This window comes from Arthrobacter sp. sptzw42 (assembly GCF_059089685.1).
On sequence record NZ_JBNHEX010000005.1, the window covers coordinates 1 to 23,465 of the forward strand.

The following is a 23,465-nucleotide window of genomic DNA, read 5'->3' on the forward strand; positions in this document are numbered from 1 at the left end:
CCCCCCCCCCCCCCCCCCCCCCCCCCCCCCCCCCCCCCCCCCCCCCCCCCCCCCCCCCCCCCCCCCCCCCCCCCCCCCCCCCCCCCCCCCCCCCACCACCCCCCCCCCCCCCCCCCCCCACCCCCCCCCCCGCCGTCGTTTTCTTCGGCCTTTGCGGGACTTTTCAGTCGGTGCGTAACAAAACGCTTAACATTCCAGCCGGCTTCGAACCTTCCTGCTGCATGTCCTACGCTCTTAACCAGGTCACGAGTGCCAGCGCGAAACCCCGGTTTGCTGGCCGGCAACCCTCCAACCGCGGTGGGGTGCCCCGGGTGACGACCAGGCCGGTCCGGAACGGATGCGGCAAGCGCGGATTCCCGGTACTGGGAGTCCTTTCAGAGTGAGGTCTGCCGTGACTACTGCCACCGTCTCCCCCAACGCCGCCGCCCAGCCAGAATTTGTCCAGTCTGATGCTGCCGCCTTCGACGCCCGCCGGGCTGTTGCCGGGCGGCCGCTTTCCGCCGTCACCGGCGCCGAAATCCAGGCGCCGCTGATCTCCGGCGGGCACGTCCGGTACGCCAACCTCGACTACGGAGCCTCTGCTCCCGCCCTCTCCGTGGTCTCGGCCTACCTCAACGAGATCCTGCCGTTCTACGCCAGCGTCCACCGCGGAGCCGGCTACGCGTCCCAGATCAGCACGTCCGTTTATGAAAACGCCCGCAACATCGTGCGCGGATTCGTGGGCGGCCGTCCGGATGATTCGGTGATTTTTACCCGGAACACCACTGATTCGCTGAACCTGCTGGCTGGATGCCTGCCGGAAACGGATGGCCGGCCCGACGGCGACGTCCTGTACCTGGACATCGAGCACCACGCAAACCTGCTTCCGTGGCAGGGCGTCCCCCACCGCAGCATTGTCGCCGCCGACACCATCGCCGGGACCATCGAGTCGGTCCGCGCCGAACTGGAGCAGGGCGGCGTGAGCCTGCTTGCTGTCACCGGTGCCTCCAACGTCACCGGGGAAATCCTTCCCGTCCGGATCCTGGCCACTTTGGCCCACGAACACGGCGCACGGATTGTGGTGGATGCCGCCCAGCTGGCACCGCACCGCCGCATCAATATCGCAGCAGACGGCGTGGACTACCTCGCCTTCTCCGGCCACAAGCTCTACGCACCGTTCGGCGCGGGCGTGCTGGTGGGACGCACGGACTGGCTGGACGCCGGAACGCCGCATCTCGCAGGGGGAGGCGCCGTCAAGGAAGCAAGGCTCGACGGCGTCAGCTGGGCCACCGGCCCGGCCCGCCACGAGGGCGGCTCCCCCAACGTCCTGGGCGCAGCCACTCTGGCTCGCGCCACGCAGGTGATTGCCGGGCTTGACCAGGACCAGTGGCACGCCCACGAGTCCGCCATCCGCTCGTACCTGGTGGAAGGCCTGCAGAGGATCGACGGCGTAACCGTCCACACGATCTTTAAGGACACGAACCCGGACACGGACACCATCGGCGTGGTCAACTTCTCGGTGGAAGGCTACGACGCCGGACTGGTGGCCGCCTACCTGTCTGCTGAGCACGGTGTGGGCCTGCGCGACGGCCGCTTCTGCGCCCACCCGCTGCTGAAGCGTCTCGGCCTGCCCTCCGGTTCACTGCGCGCCAGCTTCGGCGTCGGCTCACGCCTTGAGGATGCCGAACGGCTCCTTGCCGGCATCGAGTCGCTGCGCCGCCACGGTGTTGGGTGGGACTACGTGGTGGACGCCGGGCGCTGGGTCCCCGCCAACGACACCCGCACCTACCCGCACTGGGCCCCCAACACGCCGGGAACCGCCGGCGCGGCCCCCTGCCTCGACGACTGAGCTCCCTGCCGGGAGCTCCTGTTGCTGCCCGCTGGTTCTGCCTTCTGGCCTTGCCGGCACGACGGGTACGGTAAATTCGAAGGATACCCAGGGCATCAGGCGAAGGAGGCCACACGTGGTACGGGGTGGCCCCAAACTTGATCACGGACGGCGACGGGAGCTCGGCCAGAGCTTCCAGGACGGTGGCCGGCATTACCAGCAGGTCCGCCCTGGCTACCCGGAAGAATCCGCGCAGTGGCTGGTGCCGCAGGGAGCCCTTGACGCCCTCGACGCCGGAGCCGGCACCGGAAAGTTCACCGAACTGCTGCTGGGCCTGGGCCTTACCGTCACCGCCTTGGACCCCTCCGCCGACATGCTCGAACAGTTGCAGGCGCACTACCCCGGCGCCACGGCGGTCCATGCCACCGCAGAGGCAACGGGCCTGCCACCGGAGGCCTTCGACGTCGTCAGTGTTGCCCAGGCCTGGCACTGGTGCGATGCCCTGGCCGCGAGCACGGAACTGGCACGCGTCCTGCGTCCGAACGGAACGCTGGGACTGGTCTGGAACCAGCTGGATACATCGGTTCCCTGGGTCCACCGGCTCTCCCGGATCATGCACGCCGGGGACGTGTACAAACCGGACTTCCGCCCGCTCGCGGGACCGGAGTTCAAGGGGCTTGAGGGCCATGTGACCCATTGGCAGGACCGCGTCACCACCACGGACCTGGTGGAACTCACCAAGTCGCGAAGCTATTACCTCCGCGCAGGTCAAGCAATCCGGGACAAGGTGCTGGCCAACCTGGACTGGTACCTCCACGAGCACCTGGGACACGGCCAGGATGAAGAGCTTGACCTGCCCTACCTGACGCTCACCTGGCGGGCCTTCAAAGCGTGACGGGAAACGGGCAACGGGTAGGCTTGGAGCTGTGAAGACCAGCGCGCCCTCCTCCTCCATCGAGGATTACGTCAAGGTCATCTATTCGTTCACTGAGTGGCAGGACAAGCCCATCACGTCCTCCCAGCTGGCTCAGCGGCTCGGTGTTGCCAATTCTTCAGTCTCCGAGATGGTCCGCAAGCTGAAGGACCAAGGGCTTGTCGACCACAAGCCCTACAGTGCCATCACGCTCACGGACGCCGGCGTTAGGCTGGCACTGTCCATGGTGCGGCGCCACCGCCTGATTGAGACCTACCTTGTCCAGCAGCTGGGCTACAGCTGGGATGAGGTCCATGACGAAGCTGAACTGCTGGAGCACGCAGTCTCAGACACGTTTATTGAGCGCGTTGCCGAAAAACTTGGGAACCCGCAGCGTGATCCGCACGGCGACCCCATTCCCACGGCGGACGGGAAGGTGCTGATGCCTCCGGCCCACCTGATGGGTGAGCTGGACCAGGGCCATACCGGCCGGATCACCCGGATCAGCGACGAGAACCCGGACCTGCTCCGCTACCTTTCCGCGGAGGAGATTGACCTCGACGCCGAAGTGGAGGTGGTGGGCCGCAAGCCGTTCGGCGGTGCCCTGGTAGTGCGGATCAGGAATGCGGGCAGGACCAGGGACTATGACCTCGCGGACGAAATCACCTCGGCACTGTGGGTGCACAGCGACCATCCGCACCCGGGCTGCCTGCTGGGAGAGAGCTGAATGCACGCCGGCATGCCGGCAGGCCGCGCGTGGCTTGCTGTTGCCGCCGGAGGCCTACTCGGCACTGAACTGCGGTACGGACTGGGGCTGGTGTTCCCGGATGCTGCTGGCTCGGTGCCGTGGGCCACGTTGTGGATCAACGTGGCGGGCAGCTTCGTGCTGGCCGCGCTGACTACTGTCTGGATCGCCAGGCCGCATACCGCGTTCTGGTTGCGGGCCGGGCTGGGGCCTGGGCTGGTTGGGTCCTTCACGACGTTTTCTGCGGTGGTGTTTTCGGTGGACCAGCTGGCCCGGGCGGGGGCGCATGTGTTGTGGGTGGCCTACCTGGTGTTGTCGGTTGTTCTGGGGTTGGCCGCGGCCGGCGTGGGATGGCGTTTCGGCACGCTGGTGGCCCGGCGCCACGAAAGCTTGCCTGGTACCCCCTCGTGATGGCTGCTGTTCTGGTGGGCCTGTTCGGCATCGCGGGAGCCCTTCTGCGCTTCGCGGTGGACAGCTGGTTCGCCCATCACACCTCCATCCGGACCGCCAATGCGGTTGGTGCTTCCCCTGCCGGTCCCGGTCCCGGTCCCGGTCGCGGCTGGAAGGCCAGGGCGAGGCTGCACTGGCCCTGGGCCACGCTGCTGGTGAACGTCCTGGGCTGCTTTCTCATCGGCGTTTCCCACGCCATGGCGCTGAAGCTGGGGCTGGCTCCGGAATGGCAGACGGCACTGGCAACGGGGCTGGCAGGCGGTCTCACCACCTTCAGTTCCTGGACCACGGCGACGGTGCGGCTGCTGGCTGAAGCGCGGTTCGGCTCCGCCATGTGGAATGTGGCGGCCAACCTTATCCTCGGCTTTAGCGCTGCCGGGGCCGGCCTTAAGCTGGCCGCTTAGCGCAGCCGCTGACGATTTGGCAGGCTCCCGTATGGTGGATGGTGATGATTAGCAGACGTGACGCGGCCATTGCCCTTGATGTACCGATGGAAATGGCCCAGCGCCACGGCCTTCCAAAGTGGATGACCGAGGCCGAACTGGGCGAGATCCTGGACAACCCGCCGCCCTGGCTGGTCCAGTCCCGCGCCAACCGTACCGGCAAGCGGGCTGTTTGGGTCCATCTTGAGTGCGCCGTCTGTGGATACGAAGAAGCAGCGCGGCCAAAGAAGTGGTGGCCCGACTTTAGCTACGTTGTGTGCGGCCACCATCGGCCTGAGGATGTTCCGCGCGTGCGCGAGGGATACGTCCGCAGCGAGTTCGACGGCGTCGGCACGCGTTTCGTGGGCATTGCGGACGTGCCGGGGCAGGACTAGCGCTACACCAGCCACGGCATCTGCGGCCACCGCACCGTGCACGTTACTTTCCGTTGCTGGTCATCTCTTCGGGGACGGCGATGAGACGGATTTCCGTGCCGTCCCGGAGCACCGCGAGCTGGAGGGGTTCGCCGATGGCGTCCGAGAAGAGCAGCCGCTGAAGGCTTTCGGCATCGCTGACAGGGCGTCCGCCGGCGGCAAGGAGGATGTCCCCTGCTGCCAGGCCTGCCTTGTCCGCCGGAGAACCGGGAAGCACCTCCACCACCCGCAGCGCATCCCGCTGGCCCGTTCTGATGACGGCACTGGGGGTGAGCCGGGTTGGCGTGCTGACGAGGCCAAGGTAGGCCCTGCGTACCCGTCCATCCTTGAGCAGGGCCGAGATGATGCGCTGGGTGGTGGCGTTGATGGGGATCGCCAGGCCAAGGCCGGCACCTGCAACTGCAGTGTTGATGCCAACGATTCGGCTGTGCGTATCCGCCAGCGCTCCGCCGGAGTTGCCCGGGTTCAGCGCGGCGTCTGTTTGGATGACATCCTCGATGACCCGCCTGTTGCCGGCGGACCAGACAGGAATGGCCCGGCCGAGACCGCTGACTACTCCCGCCGTCACCGAACCGGACAGGCCCAAGGGGTTGCCCACGGCCACCACGAGCTGGCCTACCCGCAAAGACTCCGCAGCGCCGAACTGCGCCGGTGGTATCCGCGGTGGTCTGCCGTGAACTACAGCAAGATCGGACAACGGATCGGCGCCCACAAGCTCCAGCTCCATCCGGCTGCCATCGGCGAACACCGCGTGCCCGCGCTGGGTACCGGCTACCACGTGGGCATTGGTCAGAAGGTAGCCGTCTTCGGTGAAAAGCACGGCCGAACCGGCTCCTACACGCATGCGGCCGTTGCGGCGCGGGGCAGACATCTCCAAGGCGGCAACGTGAGGTGTAACGGCGGCGGCCACGCGCATGACTGTCTGCGAATACGAATCCAGCGCGTCGACGTCGGGCGCTTCCGAAACTGGCTCGCTGCTTTGGTTCATGGGGCACCTCCTGCATGTAGCCGGATCCCGGCGGTCTGCACGTCCGGGTCCTACCCGAGACAACGACCGGGCGGCTGCCACTAGTCCCGCCTGCGCTACGCCTTGGGTGAACGATGCCTGGACGCGGGGACTTGCAGCGCGCGGGCACCTGCCACGGGCAAAGAAAAACACCCCGGTCCGCAGACCGGGGTGTTATCTGATGAGTCGGCCCATCCGTAAGAATGTGCTGACGCATATCAAATGTGGAGATGGGGGGAATTGAACCCCCGTCCGATGTCGTGTTGTCAGGGCTTCTCCGGGCGCAGTTTGCGTCGGAATTTCTCGGCCCCAGCCATGCCGCAAACAGCTGGCTGATCCGGGCCCAGTCATCTAAGAGTCCCGTTCACCCCGATGACGGAGGTGAACAGCAGTGGCTATCTAAATGACGCCAGGATCCGGGGCGATAGCAACCTCGGGCTGACGGACTGTCTTACTGGTTAAGCAGCAAGAGCGAAGTCAGTGCGCTTAGATTCGGCACTTATTGGTTTGCAGAAAGCGTTTACGAGATAATTCTGCATCCTCGGCCCGCTTCACCTGTCGCGACTAACATCGTCGAAACCGATCATCCCCATATTCTTTTACCAAACCGGCTGGCAAGCCCGCCGGACTACTCAGTATAACGCATCCTGCGCGGTATTCATTCCAGGCTAGCGGCGGCGGTTGCGCTCACGCATTTCGCGCTGGGCTTCGCGGTTGTCCTGCTGCTCGCGGAGGGTTTGGCGCTTGTCGTACTCGCGCTTGCCGCGGGCCACCCCAATCTCCACCTTGGCCCTGCCGTCAACGAAGTACAGCTGCAGCGGGACGATGGTGTAGCCCGATTCGCGCACCTTATGCGAGATCTTGATCAGTTCCTCGCGGTGCAGCAGCAGCTTGCGGCGGCGGCGGGCGGCGTGGTTGGTCCAGCTGCCCTGGTTGTATTCGGGGATATGGATGGCTTCCATCCACAGCTCGTCATTGTAGAAGGTGCAAAATCCGTCCACCATGGAGGCATGGCCCTCGCGCAGGGATTTCACTTCGGTCCCCATGAGCGCAATTCCAGCCTCGTAGGTATCCAGCACGTGGTAATCGTGCCGGGCCTTGCGGTTGGTGGCCACCACTTTACGGCCACTTTCTTTAGGCAACGGAATGCTCCTCAGTTCAAGAATCGGATGTCCTCCAGCCCAGCCGGTGCGGAGTCATACCAGTGTACGGCAGGGTAAAGCGCCCTACAGCAGTCCCGTCGGGTCCACGGCGTTGCCGTTCAGCCAGGTTTCGAAGTGGGCGTGGCAGCCTGTGGAGTTGCCGGTGTTGCCGGAGTAGGCGATCAACTGGCCCTGCGAGACCCGCTGGCCGTTCGACACCACGACGCTGGCATTGTGGTAAACGATGGTGGTCAGGGTGTTGCCTTGGACCAGGCCGTGTGAAATCTTTACCCGCCAGCCGCCGCCGTCGGCAGAACTCCAGCCGGAGCTGAAGACTTCCCCTGCCGCTGCAGCGTAAACGGGCGTACCACAGGCTGCGCCGAAGTCCAGGCCGGTGTGCATGTAGCCACCCTTCCCGTAGAAGTCGATGGTGCCGGGCGGGGTGGCGCGCCACCCGAACCCGGATGTGATCGGCACGCCGCCGTTGAAGGGATGCCGGAGGCCAAAGGCCGACGGCGAACCTACCACCGGCGCCGATGGTGCGGGGGGCACGTAGGGTTGCACGGGCGGTGGCGGCTGGTTGCGTGCTGCCGCCGCGGCCGCAGCGGCAGCAGCGGCAGCTTCCGCCTGCCTCCGGTGCTCCGCTGCGGCGGCTTCCGCCAGGCGGCGCTGCTCGGCTTCCCACGCTTCACGCAGTTTCCGGTCACGTTCCTGGATCTCAGCTGCAACGGCGTCCTGACTTGCCTGGACCCCGGCGAGCTGAGTTTGGATGCCAGGCTTGGCTGCCTGGAGTTCGGCGTCAAGGCGGGTAGTGTCCGCGATTAGCCGGTCCACTTCTTCCTTCTTCACGGCGGCTTCGTCGCGGGCGGCCTTCTCCCGCTCAAGCGCTGCGTCAGCTTTCCCTTTCAGGTCCTTGATTTCGACTTCCACCGCTTGCAGACGGGCCTCGGAATTCACGTTCGTGGCGTTCTGCTGCTGCAGCTTGTCCATGGCCGCGTTCTGGCTGCGCATGGCTTGGTCTGCCAGGTCCATGGTCTCGGTCAGGCTTCCGCCATTGTTGGAGCCGAAAAAGAGTGAGAGGTTTGAGGGTACTCCCCCGGACTTGTACGCCTGGGTGGCGATCTGGCCGATCAGCTTTTTGGTGTCGGCGATCTTTTGTTTGTCCGTTTCCATCTGCTGCGTAATTTTGGCCTTGTTCTGCTGGGCCATGTCTACGCGGGCGGAAAGTGCTTCGACTTCCTTGACTGCCCCGGCTACTCGGCCCTGGGCTTCCAGAAGCGACTGCTGGGCGCCGGGCAGCCGGCCCTGGTACAGGACCAGGTCGCTTGCAGCCTTGGCGATACGGGAATCGACGAACTCCAACGACTGCTGGACCCTGGCTGCTTCTGCCTCGAGGGCTTTCTGCCGGTCTTCGAGCTCATCGGCGAAAGCCACCGGGGTGGAGGACGCAAGCCCCGCTGCGAGGACAACGGCGAGCAAGGCGCTGATGACTCCGCTTCGCTGCGGGCCTTTGCGCCGGCGGGCCGGCCTGTGCATGGGGGAAGTTTGGTCCGTAAAGTTCATGGGCATTCCTTGTTCGGTTTGCATACCTAGACGTGAAGGTATCTGCGCAAGGTCAAGAGGGACGAAATTCCGGCCAAGGATCCGCCAAGGATTATCAGTGCCGGCACGAGGATCAGTGTCTGGCCGGACGAGATGAAGGCGGTATCGGGGTACTGCTGGGACATGTATTCGCCGAGGAAGAAGTGCGCCACGGCCCAGAGTGTCGCGGAGGCCAGGGCGGCGCCAATGACAGCGGCGATGACGCCTTCGAGGATAAAGGGAAGCTGGATCACCGTCTTTGAGGCGCCCACCAGGCGCATGATGCCCGTTTCGCGGCGGCGGCTGAAGGCGGAGAGCCTGATGGTGGTGGCGATCAGCAGGATGGCGCACACAATCATTACACCGGCGATGCTCACTGCAACCAGGGAGGCGCCGTTCATGACCGAGAACAGCCGCTCAAGCAGTTGGCGCTGGTCGATGACGGTTTCGACGCCGGGCTGGGACGAGAAGGTCTCGCTGATGATCTGGTACTTTTCCGGGTCCTTCATGTTGATCCGGAAGGAGGCCGGCAACTGGTCCGGCGTCACGGAATCCACGATCGGCGAATTCGAGAACTGGTCCTTGAAGTGCGTATACGCCTCTTCCTTGGACTCGAACTGGAAGTCGTTGACGTACTGCGCCACGGCGGGGGATTCCAGCAACCCGTTGAGGCTTTCCTGCTGCTCGGCGGTGACGGGACCGCCCGCGCAACCAGCCGCCGTCGACCCTTCACTGCACAGGAAGATGGCCACCTGGACTTTGTCGTACCAGTAGCCCTTCATCTGGTTAATCTGCATCTGCAGCATTCCTGCCGCACCGACGAAGGTGAGTGAGACGAAAGTGACCAGGATGACCGAGACCACCATGGAGACGTTGCGGCGGAGTCCGCTGCCGATCTCGCTGAGGATGAACGCGAGCCTCATCGCCGTCCCCCGTCTTCCTGCAGCTGTCCCGTTTCCGGGTCTTCCCTGCCGCTGGCGTCCTTGAGCCGGCGCGACTGGCCGACGACCGGGATCATCGAGGTGTACAGCGCCTTTGCCTCGTCGCGGATGATGATGCCGTTCTTGAGCTCAACCACGCGCTTGCGCATCTCGTTGACGATGTCGTCGTCGTGGGTTGCCATCACCACGGTGGTTCCGTTTTGGTTGATCTTGTCCAGGATGCCCATGATGCCCATCGAGGTGGTGGGGTCCAGGTTTCCGGTGGGTTCATCGGCCAGGAGGATGCCGGGCCGGTTGACGACGGCGCGGGCGATGGCCACGCGCTGCTGCTCACCGCCCGACAATTCGTGCGGCATCCGGTGCTCTTTGCCCTCCAGGCCCACTGTCTTAAGTACCTCGGGAACGGTGTCCCGGATGACGCTGCGGCTCTTGCCAATGACCTGCATGGCGAAGGCCACGTTTGCGAAGACGTTTTTCTGCGGCAGGAGGCGGAAGTCCTGGAAGACGACGCCGATTCCACGCCGGAGCCGCGGGACGCGCCAGCTGGAAATCTTGGCGACGTTCTGGCCTGCGACGTACACCGCACCTGAACTTGCCCGGTCCTCCTTGAGGACAAGCCGGAGGAACGTGGATTTGCCGGAGCCGGATGCGCCCACCAGGAAGGCGAATTCGCCACGGTCAATCTCAAGGTTGACGGCGTCCAGTGCAGGCCTTGCCTTCTGGTCGTATACCTTGGTGACATTTTCGAATCGGATCATGGCCCTAAGTACCCTGCAGGCATGGCTGATTCTGATGCAGCCCAGTTCTGCAGCCGGTGCGCGGGTTTCGTTGGGGGAAAGTAGGGCCCCGGCCCCTTGACTATACGCAGTACTTCCGGTGTATCACGCGGGTTTCAGGGGGTGTGTCGCCGGTTCCTGTTCGTCCGGCAGTTCCTTCAGTGCCTTATTTTTCGGCGTTCCGGTTGTCCGTCCGCCACCGGATGCCGGCGTCGATGAAGTCATCGATCTCCCCATCGAACACTGCCGAGGTGTTGCCGACTTCGTGCTCGGTCCGGAGGTCTTTGACCATCTGGTATGGGTTGAGCACGTAGGACCTCATTTGGTCACCCCAGGACGCCTTGACGTCGCCGGCCAGCGCTTTCTTTTCGGCGTCTTCCTGCTCCTTTTTGAGGAGCAGAAGCCGGGACTGCAGCACTCGCATGGCGGCGGCGCGGTTCTGCAGCTGCGACTTTTCGTTCTGCATGGAGACGACGGTTCCGGTGGGAATGTGGGTGAGGCGGACCGCCGAGTCGGTGGTGTTCACCGACTGGCCGCCCGGGCCTGAGGAGCGGAAGACGTCGACGCGGATCTCGTTGTCCGGGATCTCTATGGAGTCTGTCTGCTCGATCAACGGGATGACTTCGACGGCGGCGAAGGAGGTCTGGCGCCTGCCCTGGTTATCGAAGGGGCTGATCCTCACGAGCCGGTGTGTTCCGGCTTCAACGCTGAGGGTGCCGAAGGCGTAGGGTGCCTTCACTTCAAACGTTGCGGACTTCAGACCGGCCTCTTCTGCGTAGGAGGTGTCCATAACGGTGGTGGGGTACCCGTGCCGCTCGGCCCAGCGGAGGTACATGCGCATCAGCATCTCCGCGAAGTCTGCAGCATCAACGCCGCCTGCTCCTGCGCGGATTGAAACGACGGCCTCACGCTCGTCGTATTCGCCCGAGAGCAGGGTGACTACTTCGAGGTCTTTCAATGCCTTTTTGATTGACTCGAGTTCTGCCGCGGCCTCTCCCATGGAGTCGGCGTCGTCCTCGTCCTGCCCGAGCTCCACCAGTACTTCGAGGTCGTCGATCCTTGAAGTCAGGCTGTTCAGGCGCTCAAGCTCCGACTGGCGGTGGGAAAGCCGTGAGGTGATTTTCTGTGCCGCTGAGGGGTCGTCCCACAGGTCCGGTTCGCCCGCCCGCTCGCTCAGTTCGGCGATGTCTTCCTTCAGCGCCTCCACATCGGAGACCCTCTCGATCGAGTCGTAGGTGGCGCGAAGGGCGCGGATTTCAGCGGAAAAATCAATATTGGCCATGGTGGTTTAAGCCTACGCCATCCGGCTGCAGGCCCGGACCTTGCCACCTGGCGACCAGCCCGGGGTCGCTCGGCCAGCTGGGGCGTCCGAGAGCGGTCAGCGCGTAAGCCGTGAGCGGGCGGTCGAGGTCGCCTCGATCCGGATGCCGCCAGGCATCAGGAAGTTCACCACCGGCGGGTGAACAGCAGCAGTCAAGACGACGACGGCGGTGGCACCGTCAGGGCTGCCTGTTGCCGCTGTGACGGCGAGGCCACGGAAGCGCTGCGACGCGGGGCTCCTGGCAATGAAGTCTGCTGCCACGTTCCTCACTCTTCCGGGGCTCAGGACTGCCGAGGGGCTGCCGCCCTGTGCTGCTACCTCGCCCAGGGTGTAGCTATGCGCGGCAGCCACGGAGGCGCTGTCGGCCAGTGAAAGCAACCGCTTTTGCTCAAGGTAGACGGAGGAGATACCGATGACAACAGTTGTAACGAGCAAAGCTAGGACGACGTAGCCGAGGATCATCACCATCATCTGGCCGTCTTCATCCTTGGTCACTGCTTTCACCGAAACCTGCCCACGAGTTGCGTCGACGACGCCTCCACTTCACTAGCGTTGAGGCGTAAGTCGTCGTTAAACGGCAGGAACGGGAGGGGCACCGTGAGGCCCACGGTTACGGTGACCGTGCTGCCAGCCGCCTGGCAGTCTGCGGCACTACAGGACGTTGCTACCCTCGCCTGTTCCGGCTGGTGCCCGAAATCGGCGAGCGCGATCGCCACCGCCTGTTCAGCTGCTGCCTGGGCGGTGGCCGGGTCTGGCTGCGCTATGTAGACTTTGGCGGCCTGGTCAGCTGCGCCGACGACTGCAAATGAGCCGCCCTGAATTTGGCTCATCGTGATAATGAAGTACACGAGCGGAACCATCAGCAGGAGCGCAAGGAAAGTGAACTCCACTACCGCGCTCCCCCGTTCATGGCTTTCGGCGCCCGGCTTCCGCGGCGCGGATTGTTTGCGGTTTGCACCCTCTTGGCGGGGTGTGACTTTTGTTGGACACGGTGACTCGTGCTTAGCGAAGGGTCTCGCCGCTGCAACTCGCGGTTCACGGCAGAGGGCAATCATCAAACGGGCACGAAGGGGTTTCAGGAGCGGGTTAAGGCTGCACGGCGGAATGACCTTTCACCTCCAACAAGTTTCGGGGACCGATAAGACCGATCACCGGCATCGGGGCACGGACGGTCACTTCCAAAGTCCGCAGGCCCTGGTACGTAACCTCACTGGTGCTCACTTGCTGCGCAAAGCCTGCGTTGAGGGCGGACTGAATAAGGCTGCGCGTCCGTTCTTCCGCGTCCGCGGCACTTCGGTCAGCAAGAGTCCCATAGCGTGCACCGGAGGCCGCCGCGTCGATCAGCGTGTTCCTCACATGCAGGACCAGTGTCAGCTGAATGATCGCAAGGAAGAACAGCGTGAGCAGGCTGCCGACCAGGACAAAATCAACCACGGCAGAGCCTCGCTCCCGCGACGCGGCCTCCCGCTGGGATGACCTGTCCTGGGCTGACTTGCCCCAGGGCCTATCTTTTCGGCGGATGTCCAGAGCGCGGTTGGTGGTCCAACCGTGGGTGGACGGTGACATCGGTTAGCTTCCGACCTTGTCCATGGCCTGGTTGAACATGGCTTCCAGCGCCGGACCTGCGAGCGCCAGCAGCGCCGCTACGAGGACAGCGGACATCAAGGTGATCATGACCCAGCCCGGGACGTCACCCCTTTCCGGGTTGTCGCCCGCAGTGAGGCTGCGAAAGCGGCGGGGACGGGATCCGTGGACTCCCGCGGTGCCCCGAATGTGTTTTTCCTTCCTGCTGCCGGCTCCTGGAAGCAGCGCTGCCATGACCGCCAGGAACAGCAACATGCAGCGATTCCCCATTTTCTCCATCATTTCCGTCCTATTCCTGATTGCATTTCCGGCTTTGGTTCTTTTGGTGTTTCGGTTCGTGTCTGATCTCTAGAGGCCCAGGTTGATCGCGGCGATGCCCGGGAAGACCGCAAAAACCACAGTCAGGGGCAACACGCCGAATACGAGCGGTACCATCATGGCGATTTCCTTCTTGCCGGCTGCCTCCATAAGGTCGCGCTTTGCGGTATCACGTACATCCTGGGCCTGGGCACGGAGAACATCAGCCAATGGCGTTCCACGCTCTACAGCCACGACAATGCCGTCCACGAAGCGGACGAGCGGCGCCAGGTCCGTCCTTGCCGAAAATTCTTGAAGCGCCTGGATCAGCGGTTTACCTGCGCGCGTTTCAGTGAGAACCTTTGAAAATTCCTTCGTAAGCTCACCCTTGGCGCTGCGGCACACCCGGTCCAGAGCTCCTGTTGCGCTCTCCCCCGCGCTGACTGCCAACGCCATCAGTTCTGCCAGGCTGGGGAACTCCGCCATCATTTTCGACTCCCGGCGGCGAATCTGTGAACCAAGCCAGTAGTCCCGGAACATGAACCCGCCTATGGCACTGCCAAGAACAGCAACGGCCGCCAGGACTGGGTTGAATCTGCCGGAAGCCGCGCCGAGGACGATGAAGACGATCGAGATAGCGAAGCCGGCTGCCGCCCACAAGAGCTGTTCAGCGCGGAAGTCAACAGGCGACTTGTTGATTCCCGCTTGCGCCAGTCTGCGGGCCGTAGCTTTTGATACGGGATTCAGTCGGCCAAGTGCCGCCAGACCGTCGCGCAATATTGGCCGAAGTATCCGTTCGAGCGGGCCGAAGGGCGCCAGGTTGTGTTCCCCGGTGTTCAACAGCCTGGATTCAAGATTTTGGGACTTTAGCTGTGGTTCAATGCGCTCCGAAAACGTGACAGCACGCATGAAGGGAGACCGAAAAATCATCAACCATAGACCAACGCCCATCAGGATTCCGCACACCACTGCCGGGGGTGAAATTGCCATCACCTGAGCACCCTCTCGTCTTGGGGAAGCGCCCCGATCCGAAGCATTAGGGAGTAGCAAACCAAGGAGACGACCAAGCCGCCCAGCAGAACCGCAGCTCCCACTGGTGTGTTGTAGGCCTGGACTGCCTCCGGCCGGGTGGCAAGGAGCATCATGACGATCCAGGGCGCGGCAACGGCGAGCCGTGCCGCGTTGATTGTCCAGGACTGACGTGCCTCCAGTTCGCTGCGGGTACGGGCGTTTTCCCGCAGAAACTCGGCCAGAGTTCCGAGGAGCTTTCCGAGGTCTGAGCCTCCAACTTCCCTTGTAAGGCGCAGCGCTTCAACGATCCGATCCGCCACAGGATCGGCGAGCCGGTGCTTGAGTTGGTTGAGCGACGCTTCGAAATGGCCGCCCGCCCGGTAGTCAGCACCGAAATCCCGGAAGACGTGCCGGAGCTCTTCAGGTCCTTTTTGACCGAGCTGAATAAGCGCCTCCGGCAGCGGAAGCCCGGCGCGAATTGCGGAGCGCAGGTGGTCGACGACGTCGGGCCAGAGCGTGCGCAGCAACGCGCTCCTCTTCTTTGCCCTCCAGCGGAGAACGGTTATGGGAAGCCAGGCCGCAAAGAGGCCGAAGCAAAAGGAGATCGGCCAGGAACGCGTTACGGCGAAAAAGATTAGCACTACAAAAAGCCCAAGCCCCAGGCAGGTTCCCACCAGTCCAGACGCAGAAACCTTCTCGATTCCAGCTTCAGCCAGCAGGTCCCCGAGACGGCTGGTCTTTTGCTTGGGTAGCACTGGTTTCGGCGACTCCCAAAAGGACCACCAGATCAGGAAAAGCCCTGTCCCCGCCGTAACTCCCAGAAGAGCTGAGATCATCGCGGGTCCAGCAACGCCGCGACGTCGTACCCTGCCCGGGCAAATTTTTCCTGTGCCGGCATGGAGTTGGGCCGTGATTGCAGTGCCCCGTCCTCCATGGTGAACACCGGTGATGATTCGATGATGCCGTTTTCCACTCGTCGGCCGAGGGCGAGGACTTCTGTCACTTCCCTGCGCCCGTCAGCTCGGCGGCTGCAATGCACCACAAGGTCGATGCACGAAGCGACAGTCGGCACAACGAAGGCGCTGGAGATGTTTTCGCCGGCCAGCAACGGGAGTGTGCAGATTTTCGTGACTGCGTCATGCGCGGAATTTGCGTGGACAGTGCACATGCCGGGCAAGCCTGAGTTCAGCGCAATCAGCATGTCGAGGCTTTCAGCTTCCCGGACTTCGCCCACTACCAGCCGGTCCGGACGCATGCGGAGTGCTTCCTTCACCAGCCGACGCAGTGGTATCTCACCCTCGCCTTCCAGATTGGGCTGGCGGCACTGCAACCCAACAACGTCCCGAAGTGGGAACTGCAGCTCGAAAATCTCCTCAACAGTGATCACCCGTTCCCGGCTCCCAATGCTGGCCGCGAGGCAGTTAAGCATCGTAGTCTTACCTGCTTGGGTCGCTCCTGAGACCAGGATGTTGAGCCCGGAGGAAACGGCGGCACCGAGGAACCGGGCCGACTGCGGCGTCAGCGTACCGAGCTCGACCAGATGTTCCAGCCGGCTGGCCTTGACCACGAACTTCCGGATGTTAACTGCCCAATGCCTCCGCGTCACGTCAGGGATGACTACGTGCAACCTCGACCCGTCAGGCAGGGCTGCATCCACGAAGGGCGACGACATGTCCAACCGGCGGCCGGAGCTTTTGAGCATCCTTTCGACCAGATCCCGCACCTGTTGCTCCGTCAGACTGAGGGAGGTCAACTCGGATTCGCCGTTGCGGGCTACGTAGATCTCATTGGGCGAGTTGATCCAGACTTCCTCGATCGTCGGATCATCCAGGAGCGGCTGGAGGACGCCGAACCCTGCCACGGCGTCGAAGAGAAACCTACGCGCCGCATCAAGAGGGCCAATCGGAGGCAACGGACCCATCAGTGCCCGCTCGTCATAGTCTGATACCGCCGCATCTACGAGGCGGCGCACTTCTCCTGCCTGCTGCAGCGGGTCAAGCCCACGGCGACGAATCAGCTCGCGGACTTCGTCCTCGACAATCCCCAATGCGTCCATAGTTCCCCAATACAACTGCCGCCTCCGGCGGAGGCAGTGCAACTACATCAACGCTAGAGGAGCATGCACATGTAAGCCAAGTCACATTTTTGGCATGTGGACAACTTCTTGACGCCGGCCAGTACCACGTTTCTACTTGGAATAATACTTTGTCACTCTGGAAGATGGTCCTTCATAACTTTCACCCTTCGTATAGCCCATGTCACTTAGGGCAGCAGCCATCGTAAGCTCATTCGAGTTCTCAATAAGAATTACCGTGTGGTATCGGCGAATCTCATCCTTAACCGCCTGAACGTCAAACCGCTGATTAAATACCCGCTTCCACTGGGACGCGGTTATTCCGAGGGTCGGGTCGCCTAGACCCTTGTAAGCCTCAGGATAAGCCTGATAAACCAGGTCCCTATCCGGACTGATGACAAAGGAATCTCCAGGGGTGGCAAGTTTTGCAACGGACTCCGCCACAAATCGAAAGTCGTCCTGGCGATCGCGCCCGTACTGCGTACGCTGGCCAACGTATGACGGAAGGCAGAGTGCGACGACCACCAGCGTTGCAACCCCCACGGCTGCTCTTTGGTTTCGAGCCGCAATTCCCACTGCTCGCAGTCTCAAGACCAGCGCGGCGGATAAAAGGGCCATGGCGGGCAGGACAAACGTTAGATAGCGCGGCAGATAGTAGTCCCCTCCCGTAATCAGAGACCCACCTATCACTGCCACCGCCGGGAAGACCAGCCATGGCAGCGCTAGAAGCACAATAAAATGGCGGCGGCACAAGACAACGCCCGTTACTGCAGCAGCCCACATAATAAACGCGAGGACCACCATGGAAGTGTCTTCACCAGACGTAGGCGTGGGCACAACCCGGCCATCTGTCGCAAAATAGCCGTCTGCAAAAAACTGCAGGAATATGAATTCATAAGGAAATGCCGGACCCACGTCACGGATCCACGAAATCTGGAACTGCTGACGGCTGCCGACGGAGGCCAGAACCAAAGCGGGAATGATCCAGCCTATGGAGCTCCCAATCATGCTTCGATATTGAGCACGAAGCCTCGAGTCGAGAAGTACTGTAATTGCGTGAGCTCCAAAAAGGAGAACACAGTAAAACGAAAGACTTACCGTAAGGGCTCCTACCAGCGAGTAAGCTACCCAAGTAGCTACGCGAGGGCGGTTCCGGACTGAAACCAACAAGTACGTGGCCGCAACGGCCCCCAACAGGGTCAGCGCGTAAGAGCGAGCATCTGTGCCTGCGTACTGTGTCCGGGGCATGACGATCAGCAAGACGGCAGCAACAACGCCGAACGACGTACCGGCAATTTTACGGCCGAGTTCAACAGTCAGAATCGCCGCACAGCTTACCGCGATCACGCTTGGCAGACGAAGTGCCAACTCCGAAAACCCAAACAGCCGGGTCCAGCCAAACATCAGGTAGTAATAAGCTCCATGGACTGCGTCAACGTTTCCGAGCAACGCGTGCAGATCCGACAACGGCCGCCTCACAGCGCTGAGAGTTGCCGCCTCATCCGTCCAGAAGCTCGGCCGCCACATGCCGTAACCGGAGTAAAGCACGCTAAACAGGCCAATGATCCAAGACTCCCTGGAGAAGCGGGGCGTTCGGATTTCCGAAACGACCCGGTTCAAGGCCTCACGTCCGAAGGTGCGTCAACTGACCTACTCAGGACGGATTCACCTCATTGAAGCGGCGATCAAGCACTGGGGCCACGGACTTGATGTAGCTGCGTGCGGCATGGTCTGCGTCGTAAAAAACATGGATTCCGCCTATGGCCGCATAACACCGCTGATCGTCACAGAACTGATCGGAAAGATCCAGCACATGAACAGCATCGCTCTTCATGGATTTGGCAGCCTCTGAAAGCGGGTCAGCCGGCAGCGCTTCCTGCCTGGGATTGGCACATGCCAGAGCGTTGTCCAAGTTGGTTTGAAGGCATTCTGCGGGGCTTTTTCGCAGGGTCAAGGGGGTGTCCCTAATTACGAATACCTTGCTGCCAGCAACCGTCCAGTCCGTTATTCGATCTGCGGCAGCGTCCCGGTACTGCTCAAGCTGCGACCGCCCGCTGCCGTCGTCAATCGTCTCCTTGGAGGCGAAAGAAGAGAGGAACACGTACTCCGGCTGTTCCTGTTGGATGCGCTCAGACACTGCGCTGGCCCACTGCCTGCACCTCTGCTGGTTGTTCGGGTCTCGGTTTTCCACATCCATAAACGCGACACGGTCGACGTCAACCAGAGGACATCCCCCCATGAGGCTTTCCCTTATGCGCCAGTTGTATTTGCGTGCCAACTCATAGACTGCTACTTTCCAGTGTTCCGCGTGGGAATCACCGGCAAGCCAGACAGTAGCCGACGGTGCAGCGGGGGCCGCAAAGTTGCAGTCCCGTAAAAGCTTCATTTCCTTAACCACTATGGGATCCGGCGCTGGAGAGCATTCAGGAGTATCGAACCAGGGCGCTTCATTCGGGCCGACGTTGGCCACTTGGGGCGCTCCGAACGGATCAGGACACTCCGCATCCGGCACCAGACTGCCTGCGCCATAGCACCTCCCGCTTGCGATACTGGCTAGTTGGCGGTCTGCCTTCTGCTGCGCCGCATCGGTCGCGATCAAAAGCCCGCCGGATAAACCAGCACACACTGCCATGGCCCCTGCTGCAGCCAACAAGGTGGACTTCACCGGGGATCTTGGAAAGAGGTTGCCTCGTCCCGGATCTTCCACAAATTTCTTTGTGGCGACAGACAGAAGCAGCGCCACGAAAAGAATTCCTACGCGGTCCGGGGTTGTCAGCGTACGGTCCAACACCGCTGGAGCAAGAATAATCAGCGGCCAGTGCCATAGGTAGAGGGAGTAAGAAATGTCACCGACGAACTGTATCGGTTTCACCCCAAGCAATCTATTCGGCGACCAGCGCGGTGAATCCGGGCCGGAGACAAGGATTAACACAGTGCCGGCAACAGGAACAAGGGCCGCAAATCCCGGAAAAAAGGTTGTTTCGTCGAAGGTTAAAGCTGCAAGCGCGATGAGAACCAACCCAGCCCACTGCGCAAGTCCCCGTAGGGCATATGAACGGTAGCTGCCCAGTCTGGAAGCCCCTCCGGATGCTAACAAGCCGACCAGTGCTCCGGCTCCGAATTCCCAGACCCTTGCCGGGGTGACGAAGTAGGCCTGGCTCCGACTCGTGTACGTCACATAGATGCAGAAGATTAGCGCCGATAGGCTGACAAGAACAAGACCCAAAGCGAGGACTCGCCGGGTTCGAAGTTTGAACTTTCGGGCCAGGACAAAAAGGCCGAGCAGAAGCAAAGGCCAGAACAAGTAGAACTGCTCTTCCAGGGACAACGACCAGAAGTGCTGTACCGTCGATGCCGCTTCATTGTGTGCGGAGTAGTCAACAGCTTTTGCGGCCAGCGCCCAATTTTCAACGTACAATACCGAGGCTAGGGTTTCCTCGGCAATTACCTGCCAGCGTGAAAATGGAAGGTATATCCAAGCGGCAACCAGGCTTATGGCGGCAACCAACAGCGATGCTGGCAACAAGCGCTTGGCTCTTCGGGCATAAAATGCCCCGAGCCGCACCGAACCGGATCTGTCCAGCTCGCGAATCAGGTGTTGCGTGATGAGGTAGCCAGAAATGACAAAAAAAACATCAACGCCAACATAGCCGCCGGGCAAGCGACCCACCCATAGGTGGTTCAGGACAACGAGCCCAACAGCAATTGCCCGCAGGGCCTGGATGTCCTTTCTTATCGCGCTTCCTGCCGTTTCAGGGCGGCTGCTTGCTTGCCTGGTCGCGACATGTTGTGCCACGCGCACTCCTCTACTTCAGTGTCCCGACCGGTAACAAACTCAGACGGGCGCAATTTATTCGGCCAGTACGCGTCATCACGGTTGAGCCGTGACTTTGTCCGCAGGGGAAGCCGAGGTCTTGGGGCGGCAGGCAATAGGCAGAGCTATCGGGATCTTTGCAGAACTTTGGCTTGCACCATCAGGGGCTCATATCCCCGTGGAACACCAAGCCTTGAACACCGCGTGCTGATTCTACCTGTTCAATTCACCAACTACGGCTTTGTGGAAAGGTGCAATGAGTACCTAGAACCTCGACAGCCTCTTTAAATACAGGAGTCCTCCAACAAGCCCGGCCGCACTGGTGGCTACGGCGCTGCCGATGCCCCAAGCGAGGGAGTCGGGCACCAGCAGCATCAGGACGGTGACGCTAACGGCCGCAGCCATGCCTTTCAGCATTAATCCCAAGTCCACAAGCGTGCGATCATAGCGCCGGACTACGAACACGTAAACGATGCCCAGAAGCAGATACGAGGCCACCTTGATGATGCCCAACAGCAGCAGGTCCCCGCTGCCGGCCGGAAAAAGTGCAAGCCCTAGACCGGTGACGGCAATGCAGGGTGTAACCACAGCCATGAGCCGTGTTCTCCCGATGGCAAACAACTGCGAAGTCGAAATGAGGAAGACAACGTACCCATAGCCAAGAAGCGGCAGGGTCCGGGCTAAAAGGAGGAGGACTGGCTCGGGATCATTCACCAGCACATGAGTTGCCAACACTGCCACGCCACTACCGCCCAAAGTGAGCATGAAACCAACGAAGACTGCTTCCCGCTGCACTTTTCCGACTTGGCCGGTGTTATCGACGCCGCGGTGGGAAAAAATGGTTGTTTGCCATACGTTGGAAAGGGCCATAATGACGGCAAGGGGACCCAACGCCAAGGGCATTACAGCGTTGTACCGTCCAACAAGCTCCTCGCCTCTCAGAATCGTTATTAGGACCGACTCACCTTGTAGCATCAGCACGAGCGCGATGCTGTGAGGTAGAACAGGTAAAGACGTTCTGACGGCGTTTTTGAGCGATTCCCGATACCTGAACGGTGCGCCTGGCTTGCTGACCAAGACCCCTGCCACCGATGCCACCACAACACATACGGCAAAGCTCCCCATGTATACAGTCGCAGTCGCAGCGATGGAAATAATTGCCAGCAGTCCGGCAACATGCCCGAGAACGGTGGCAACCACTGTGATGACAACGAACGCAAGGGCCCTGTGCTCGGAACGCAAGTAGGCCAGGGACATTTGCGTGATCCCGTGGAGGCCGATGATGCCTATGGAAATTAGATACGGCGCGACGTTACCAATAGTGCCGTTGGCAAACGCAACGAGGGCAAAGATGGATGCCGCCACGCTGGCACCCACAATGCTGAAGCCCACGCCAAAACCGTTGAGAGACCGCGCTTTGTCTGGCCCCCTATCAGGGTTGAAGTACAGCGTGCTCAGGACCATTGGTAGTCCAGCCGAAAGAGCTATCAGACCGATCGAAATAAAGGACAGAGAGAAACTCACTTGCCCCCACTGCTGGGGGTCAAGCAAACGAATGGCGAAGGGCTGGACCGCGACCGCGCCGATACCTTGGGCTACAGCGGCGATGAGGTACAGGAGTCGGTGGTGGGCTGGTACTGCCGCTGGATGCGTCTCCCCCGCCAACTGCGATTCAGCAGCCATTTATTTTTCCATGTCGAAAGTTCGCCGGACATGCCAGAGATAGAGTTTCGCGTAAAGGGCCGGGAAGACCTTTATAAGCATCGCCGATATTCCTATATGGGGTGCCGCAACTGTCGCGTCGGCGAGGTCACGAACTGAAAGGTCCTCGCGGACATATCGGACAATTTTGTCGATACTGTGCTTGGGGCTTCCCGCAAATAATCCGCCCGAGATAGTAAGCACCCCCAGAAACGTGCGTAACGTGTTCCACGAACGAGCCTTGACCTGCCTAACTAACTCGGGGTTCAGGCCAGAACGCACGGAGTTGAGCGGTCCCTCTACGAATGCCATAGTCGGCTCCTGGCTCCATGTGAGCGACCGGGCTTGGACGTGGTAGACGTACACAGGTGTTGAAACAATCCGTACACGGCGGCTGTACGAGTAGGCGATGGCATTCACTACTAGGTCCTCGTAGCGGACAAGGTCGTCAGGGAACGAAAAGTTCTCGAACAGGGAACGCCGATAAACCTTGGCATGAAGAAAGTTCCATAGTTTGCCTTGCAGGGCAAGATCCACAGTCTCCAGCCCGGTCAGCAGGCCCTGGGCGGAATCAGGTCGTGGGTACCGCCGGCCCGCCGGAGTCTGCGCCACGTGGGCCGCAACCACGATGTCCACGTTATCTGCCATTTGGGCGTCCATCGTTGCGAGGTAATTGGGTAGCAGCTCGTCATCGCAATCCAGGAAACCAATGAATTCACCTCTGGCCTCCGCGATGCCTGCATTCCGGGCGGCGCTCGGGCCCCCGTTCCGCTCCTGCCGCAACAGCCGGATTCTGCCTTCCGGTTCCGCCTCAACGAAAGTGCGTGCTAGGTCGACGCTGTTGTCCGTCGAGCAGTCGTCAACAATTATCAGTTCCCAGTCATCCCGGTTCTGGGCCAGCACGCTCCCGATGGCACGCTCCACCGTAGAACTGCCGTTGTAGAGAGGCATGACGAGGCTGGTCCTGATGGGCATGAAAGTCCTCACTTAATACACACGGAACCACCCTTCATAGGGTTGGCCGTCCTGCCAGGCGTCCGCGGCAGCAGGTCCACTCTACCGGTCTCGTCGGAGCGCAAGTGGCCGATAGTCACACCAGTAACCCTAGTAACAACTGCCTCAGCAATGCTATCTTGGATCAGCTTTTAGGGGGCGTTGACGACGTCGACGTAACCGCCACTGCCCTGTCCCTATCCTCACGGCCGCCCAGGTCTCATGCGGTTGCCCGAGGGAGCTCGTTCCGGAGTTGTACTATGAAAATGCCCAAGCGCAAAAATGAGAGCTGGTACACGGAAAGGGCCCAACGCGGGCGAGCAAGGCCACTGCTGTCAGCAGCGTGCGCCGCTACCGTCATTGGGGTCCTGGGAAGCTCGATCGCAATCCAGTCCGCATCAGCCACTCCCCTGCCATCGCCCACCGCTACCTATTCGTCAACAACCTCCCAGA

23 protein-coding genes, 1 other RNA gene and 1 riboswitch are annotated in these 23,465 nt (G+C 61.6%); of the genes, 6 read left to right on the forward strand and 18 right to left on the reverse strand.

The annotated features are described in order from the left end of the window. Positions 1–241: 241 nt before the first annotated feature. Positions 242–355, forward strand: a riboswitch (SAM riboswitch). Between the two features lie 36 nt (positions 356–391). From AC5RT4_RS07805 to AC5RT4_RS07830, 6 genes are all read left to right on the forward strand, one after another. After that, on the forward strand, positions 392–1,828 hold the full coding sequence (locus tag AC5RT4_RS07805) for an aminotransferase class V-fold PLP-dependent enzyme (protein ID WP_494105388.1): 1,437 nt from the start codon (positions 392–394) through the stop codon (positions 1,826–1,828). 115 nt (positions 1,829–1,943) lie between these two features. Further along, entirely contained in the window at positions 1,944–2,702 is a 759-nt protein-coding gene (locus AC5RT4_RS07810) for a class I SAM-dependent methyltransferase (protein WP_494105389.1), read from the forward strand. A 31-nt stretch (positions 2,703–2,733) separates the two neighbouring features. Beyond that, on the forward strand, positions 2,734–3,447 hold the full coding sequence (locus AC5RT4_RS07815; protein ID WP_494040094.1) for a metal-dependent transcriptional regulator: 714 nt from the start codon (positions 2,734–2,736) through the stop codon (positions 3,445–3,447). Beyond that, positions 3,448–3,876 carry a fluoride efflux transporter FluC gene (locus tag AC5RT4_RS07820; protein WP_494105390.1) on the forward strand — a complete coding sequence of 143 codons (429 nt, stop codon included), beginning with the start codon at positions 3,448–3,450 and terminating at the stop codon, positions 3,874–3,876. Then, positions 3,876–4,319, forward strand: a complete 444-nt coding sequence (locus AC5RT4_RS07825) for a FluC/FEX family fluoride channel (RefSeq protein WP_494105391.1) — start codon at positions 3,876–3,878, stop codon at positions 4,317–4,319. Before AC5RT4_RS07820 ends, AC5RT4_RS07825 begins: the two co-directional genes overlap by 1 nt. Positions 4,320–4,363: 44 nt before the next feature. Next, positions 4,364–4,732: a hypothetical protein gene (locus tag AC5RT4_RS07830; protein ID WP_494105392.1), complete on the forward strand. Its 369-nt coding sequence runs from the start codon at positions 4,364–4,366 to the stop codon at positions 4,730–4,732. Positions 4,733–4,775: 43 nt separating this feature from the next. Here the strand turns inward: AC5RT4_RS07830 and AC5RT4_RS07835 are convergent, their stop codons facing one another. The 18 genes from AC5RT4_RS07835 to AC5RT4_RS07920 all read right to left on the reverse strand — a co-directional run bounded on the left by AC5RT4_RS07835 (position 4,776) and on the right by AC5RT4_RS07920 (position 22,994). Beyond that, the gene (locus AC5RT4_RS07835) at positions 4,776–5,759 is read right to left on the reverse strand and encodes a S1C family serine protease (protein ID WP_494105393.1); all 984 of its coding nucleotides are present in this window, start codon (positions 5,757–5,759) and stop codon (positions 4,776–4,778) included. Positions 5,760–5,999: 240 nt separating this feature from the next. Beyond that, positions 6,000–6,368: a transfer-messenger RNA gene (gene ssrA, locus AC5RT4_RS07840) on the reverse strand. A gap of 77 nt (positions 6,369–6,445) precedes the next feature. Further along, positions 6,446–6,919 carry an SsrA-binding protein SmpB gene (gene smpB, locus AC5RT4_RS07845; RefSeq protein ID WP_050054575.1) on the reverse strand — a complete coding sequence of 158 codons (474 nt, stop codon included), beginning with the start codon at positions 6,917–6,919 and terminating at the stop codon, positions 6,446–6,448. An 84-nt stretch (positions 6,920–7,003) separates the two neighbouring features. Beyond that, the gene (locus AC5RT4_RS07850) at positions 7,004–8,482 is read right to left on the reverse strand and encodes a peptidoglycan DD-metalloendopeptidase family protein (RefSeq protein ID WP_494105394.1); all 1,479 of its coding nucleotides are present in this window, start codon (positions 8,480–8,482) and stop codon (positions 7,004–7,006) included. Positions 8,483–8,508: 26 nt separating this feature from the next. After that, a complete protein-coding gene (ftsX, locus tag AC5RT4_RS07855; protein ID WP_494040100.1) occupies positions 8,509–9,423 on the reverse strand; it encodes a permease-like cell division protein FtsX in 915 nt (304 codons plus the stop codon). Continuing rightward, positions 9,420–10,199: a cell division ATP-binding protein FtsE gene (ftsE, locus tag AC5RT4_RS07860; RefSeq protein WP_494040101.1), complete on the reverse strand. Its 780-nt coding sequence runs from the start codon at positions 10,197–10,199 to the stop codon at positions 9,420–9,422. The genes ftsX and ftsE overlap by 4 nt, the downstream gene beginning before the upstream one ends. A 184-nt stretch (positions 10,200–10,383) precedes the next feature. Then, positions 10,384–11,499: a peptide chain release factor 2 gene (prfB, locus tag AC5RT4_RS07865; protein ID WP_494040102.1), complete on the reverse strand. Its 1,116-nt coding sequence runs from the start codon at positions 11,497–11,499 to the stop codon at positions 10,384–10,386. 96 nt (positions 11,500–11,595) lie between these two features. Then, complete coding sequence (locus tag AC5RT4_RS07870; RefSeq protein WP_494105395.1) at positions 11,596–12,033, reverse strand: pilus assembly protein TadG-related protein; 438 nt, start codon at positions 12,031–12,033, stop codon at positions 11,596–11,598. A gap of 5 nt (positions 12,034–12,038) precedes the next feature. After that, a complete protein-coding gene (locus AC5RT4_RS07875) occupies positions 12,039–12,428 on the reverse strand; it encodes a hypothetical protein (protein WP_494105396.1) in 390 nt (129 codons plus the stop codon). Positions 12,429–12,624: 196 nt separating this feature from the next. After that, on the reverse strand, positions 12,625–12,972 hold the full coding sequence (locus tag AC5RT4_RS07880) for a TadE family protein (RefSeq protein ID WP_494105397.1): 348 nt from the start codon (positions 12,970–12,972) through the stop codon (positions 12,625–12,627). Positions 12,973–13,107: 135 nt separating this feature from the next. After that, entirely contained in the window at positions 13,108–13,377 is a 270-nt protein-coding gene (locus AC5RT4_RS07885) for a hypothetical protein (protein WP_494105398.1), read from the reverse strand. A 93-nt stretch (positions 13,378–13,470) separates the two neighbouring features. Beyond that, on the reverse strand, positions 13,471–14,409 hold the full coding sequence (locus AC5RT4_RS07890; RefSeq protein WP_494105399.1) for a type II secretion system F family protein: 939 nt from the start codon (positions 14,407–14,409) through the stop codon (positions 13,471–13,473). Beyond that, positions 14,409–15,266 carry a type II secretion system F family protein gene (locus AC5RT4_RS07895; protein ID WP_494105400.1) on the reverse strand — a complete coding sequence of 286 codons (858 nt, stop codon included), beginning with the start codon at positions 15,264–15,266 and terminating at the stop codon, positions 14,409–14,411. Before AC5RT4_RS07895 ends, AC5RT4_RS07890 begins: the two co-directional genes overlap by 1 nt. Next, complete coding sequence (locus tag AC5RT4_RS07900; RefSeq protein ID WP_494105401.1) at positions 15,263–16,486, reverse strand: TadA family conjugal transfer-associated ATPase; 1,224 nt, start codon at positions 16,484–16,486, stop codon at positions 15,263–15,265. Before AC5RT4_RS07900 ends, AC5RT4_RS07895 begins: the two co-directional genes overlap by 4 nt. 132 nt (positions 16,487–16,618) lie before the next feature. Next, positions 16,619–18,124 carry a glycosyltransferase family 39 protein gene (locus AC5RT4_RS07905; RefSeq protein ID WP_494105402.1) on the reverse strand — a complete coding sequence of 502 codons (1,506 nt, stop codon included), beginning with the start codon at positions 18,122–18,124 and terminating at the stop codon, positions 16,619–16,621. 34 nt (positions 18,125–18,158) lie between these two features. Continuing rightward, complete coding sequence (locus tag AC5RT4_RS07910; RefSeq protein WP_494105403.1) at positions 18,159–20,300, reverse strand: acyltransferase family protein; 2,142 nt, start codon at positions 20,298–20,300, stop codon at positions 18,159–18,161. 282 nt (positions 20,301–20,582) lie between these two features. Further along, positions 20,583–22,001, reverse strand: a complete 1,419-nt coding sequence (locus AC5RT4_RS07915; protein WP_494105404.1) for a lipopolysaccharide biosynthesis protein — start codon at positions 21,999–22,001, stop codon at positions 20,583–20,585. Continuing rightward, entirely contained in the window at positions 22,002–22,994 is a 993-nt protein-coding gene (locus AC5RT4_RS07920) for a glycosyltransferase family 2 protein (protein ID WP_494105405.1), read from the reverse strand. Positions 22,995–23,465: the final 471 nt, after the last annotated feature.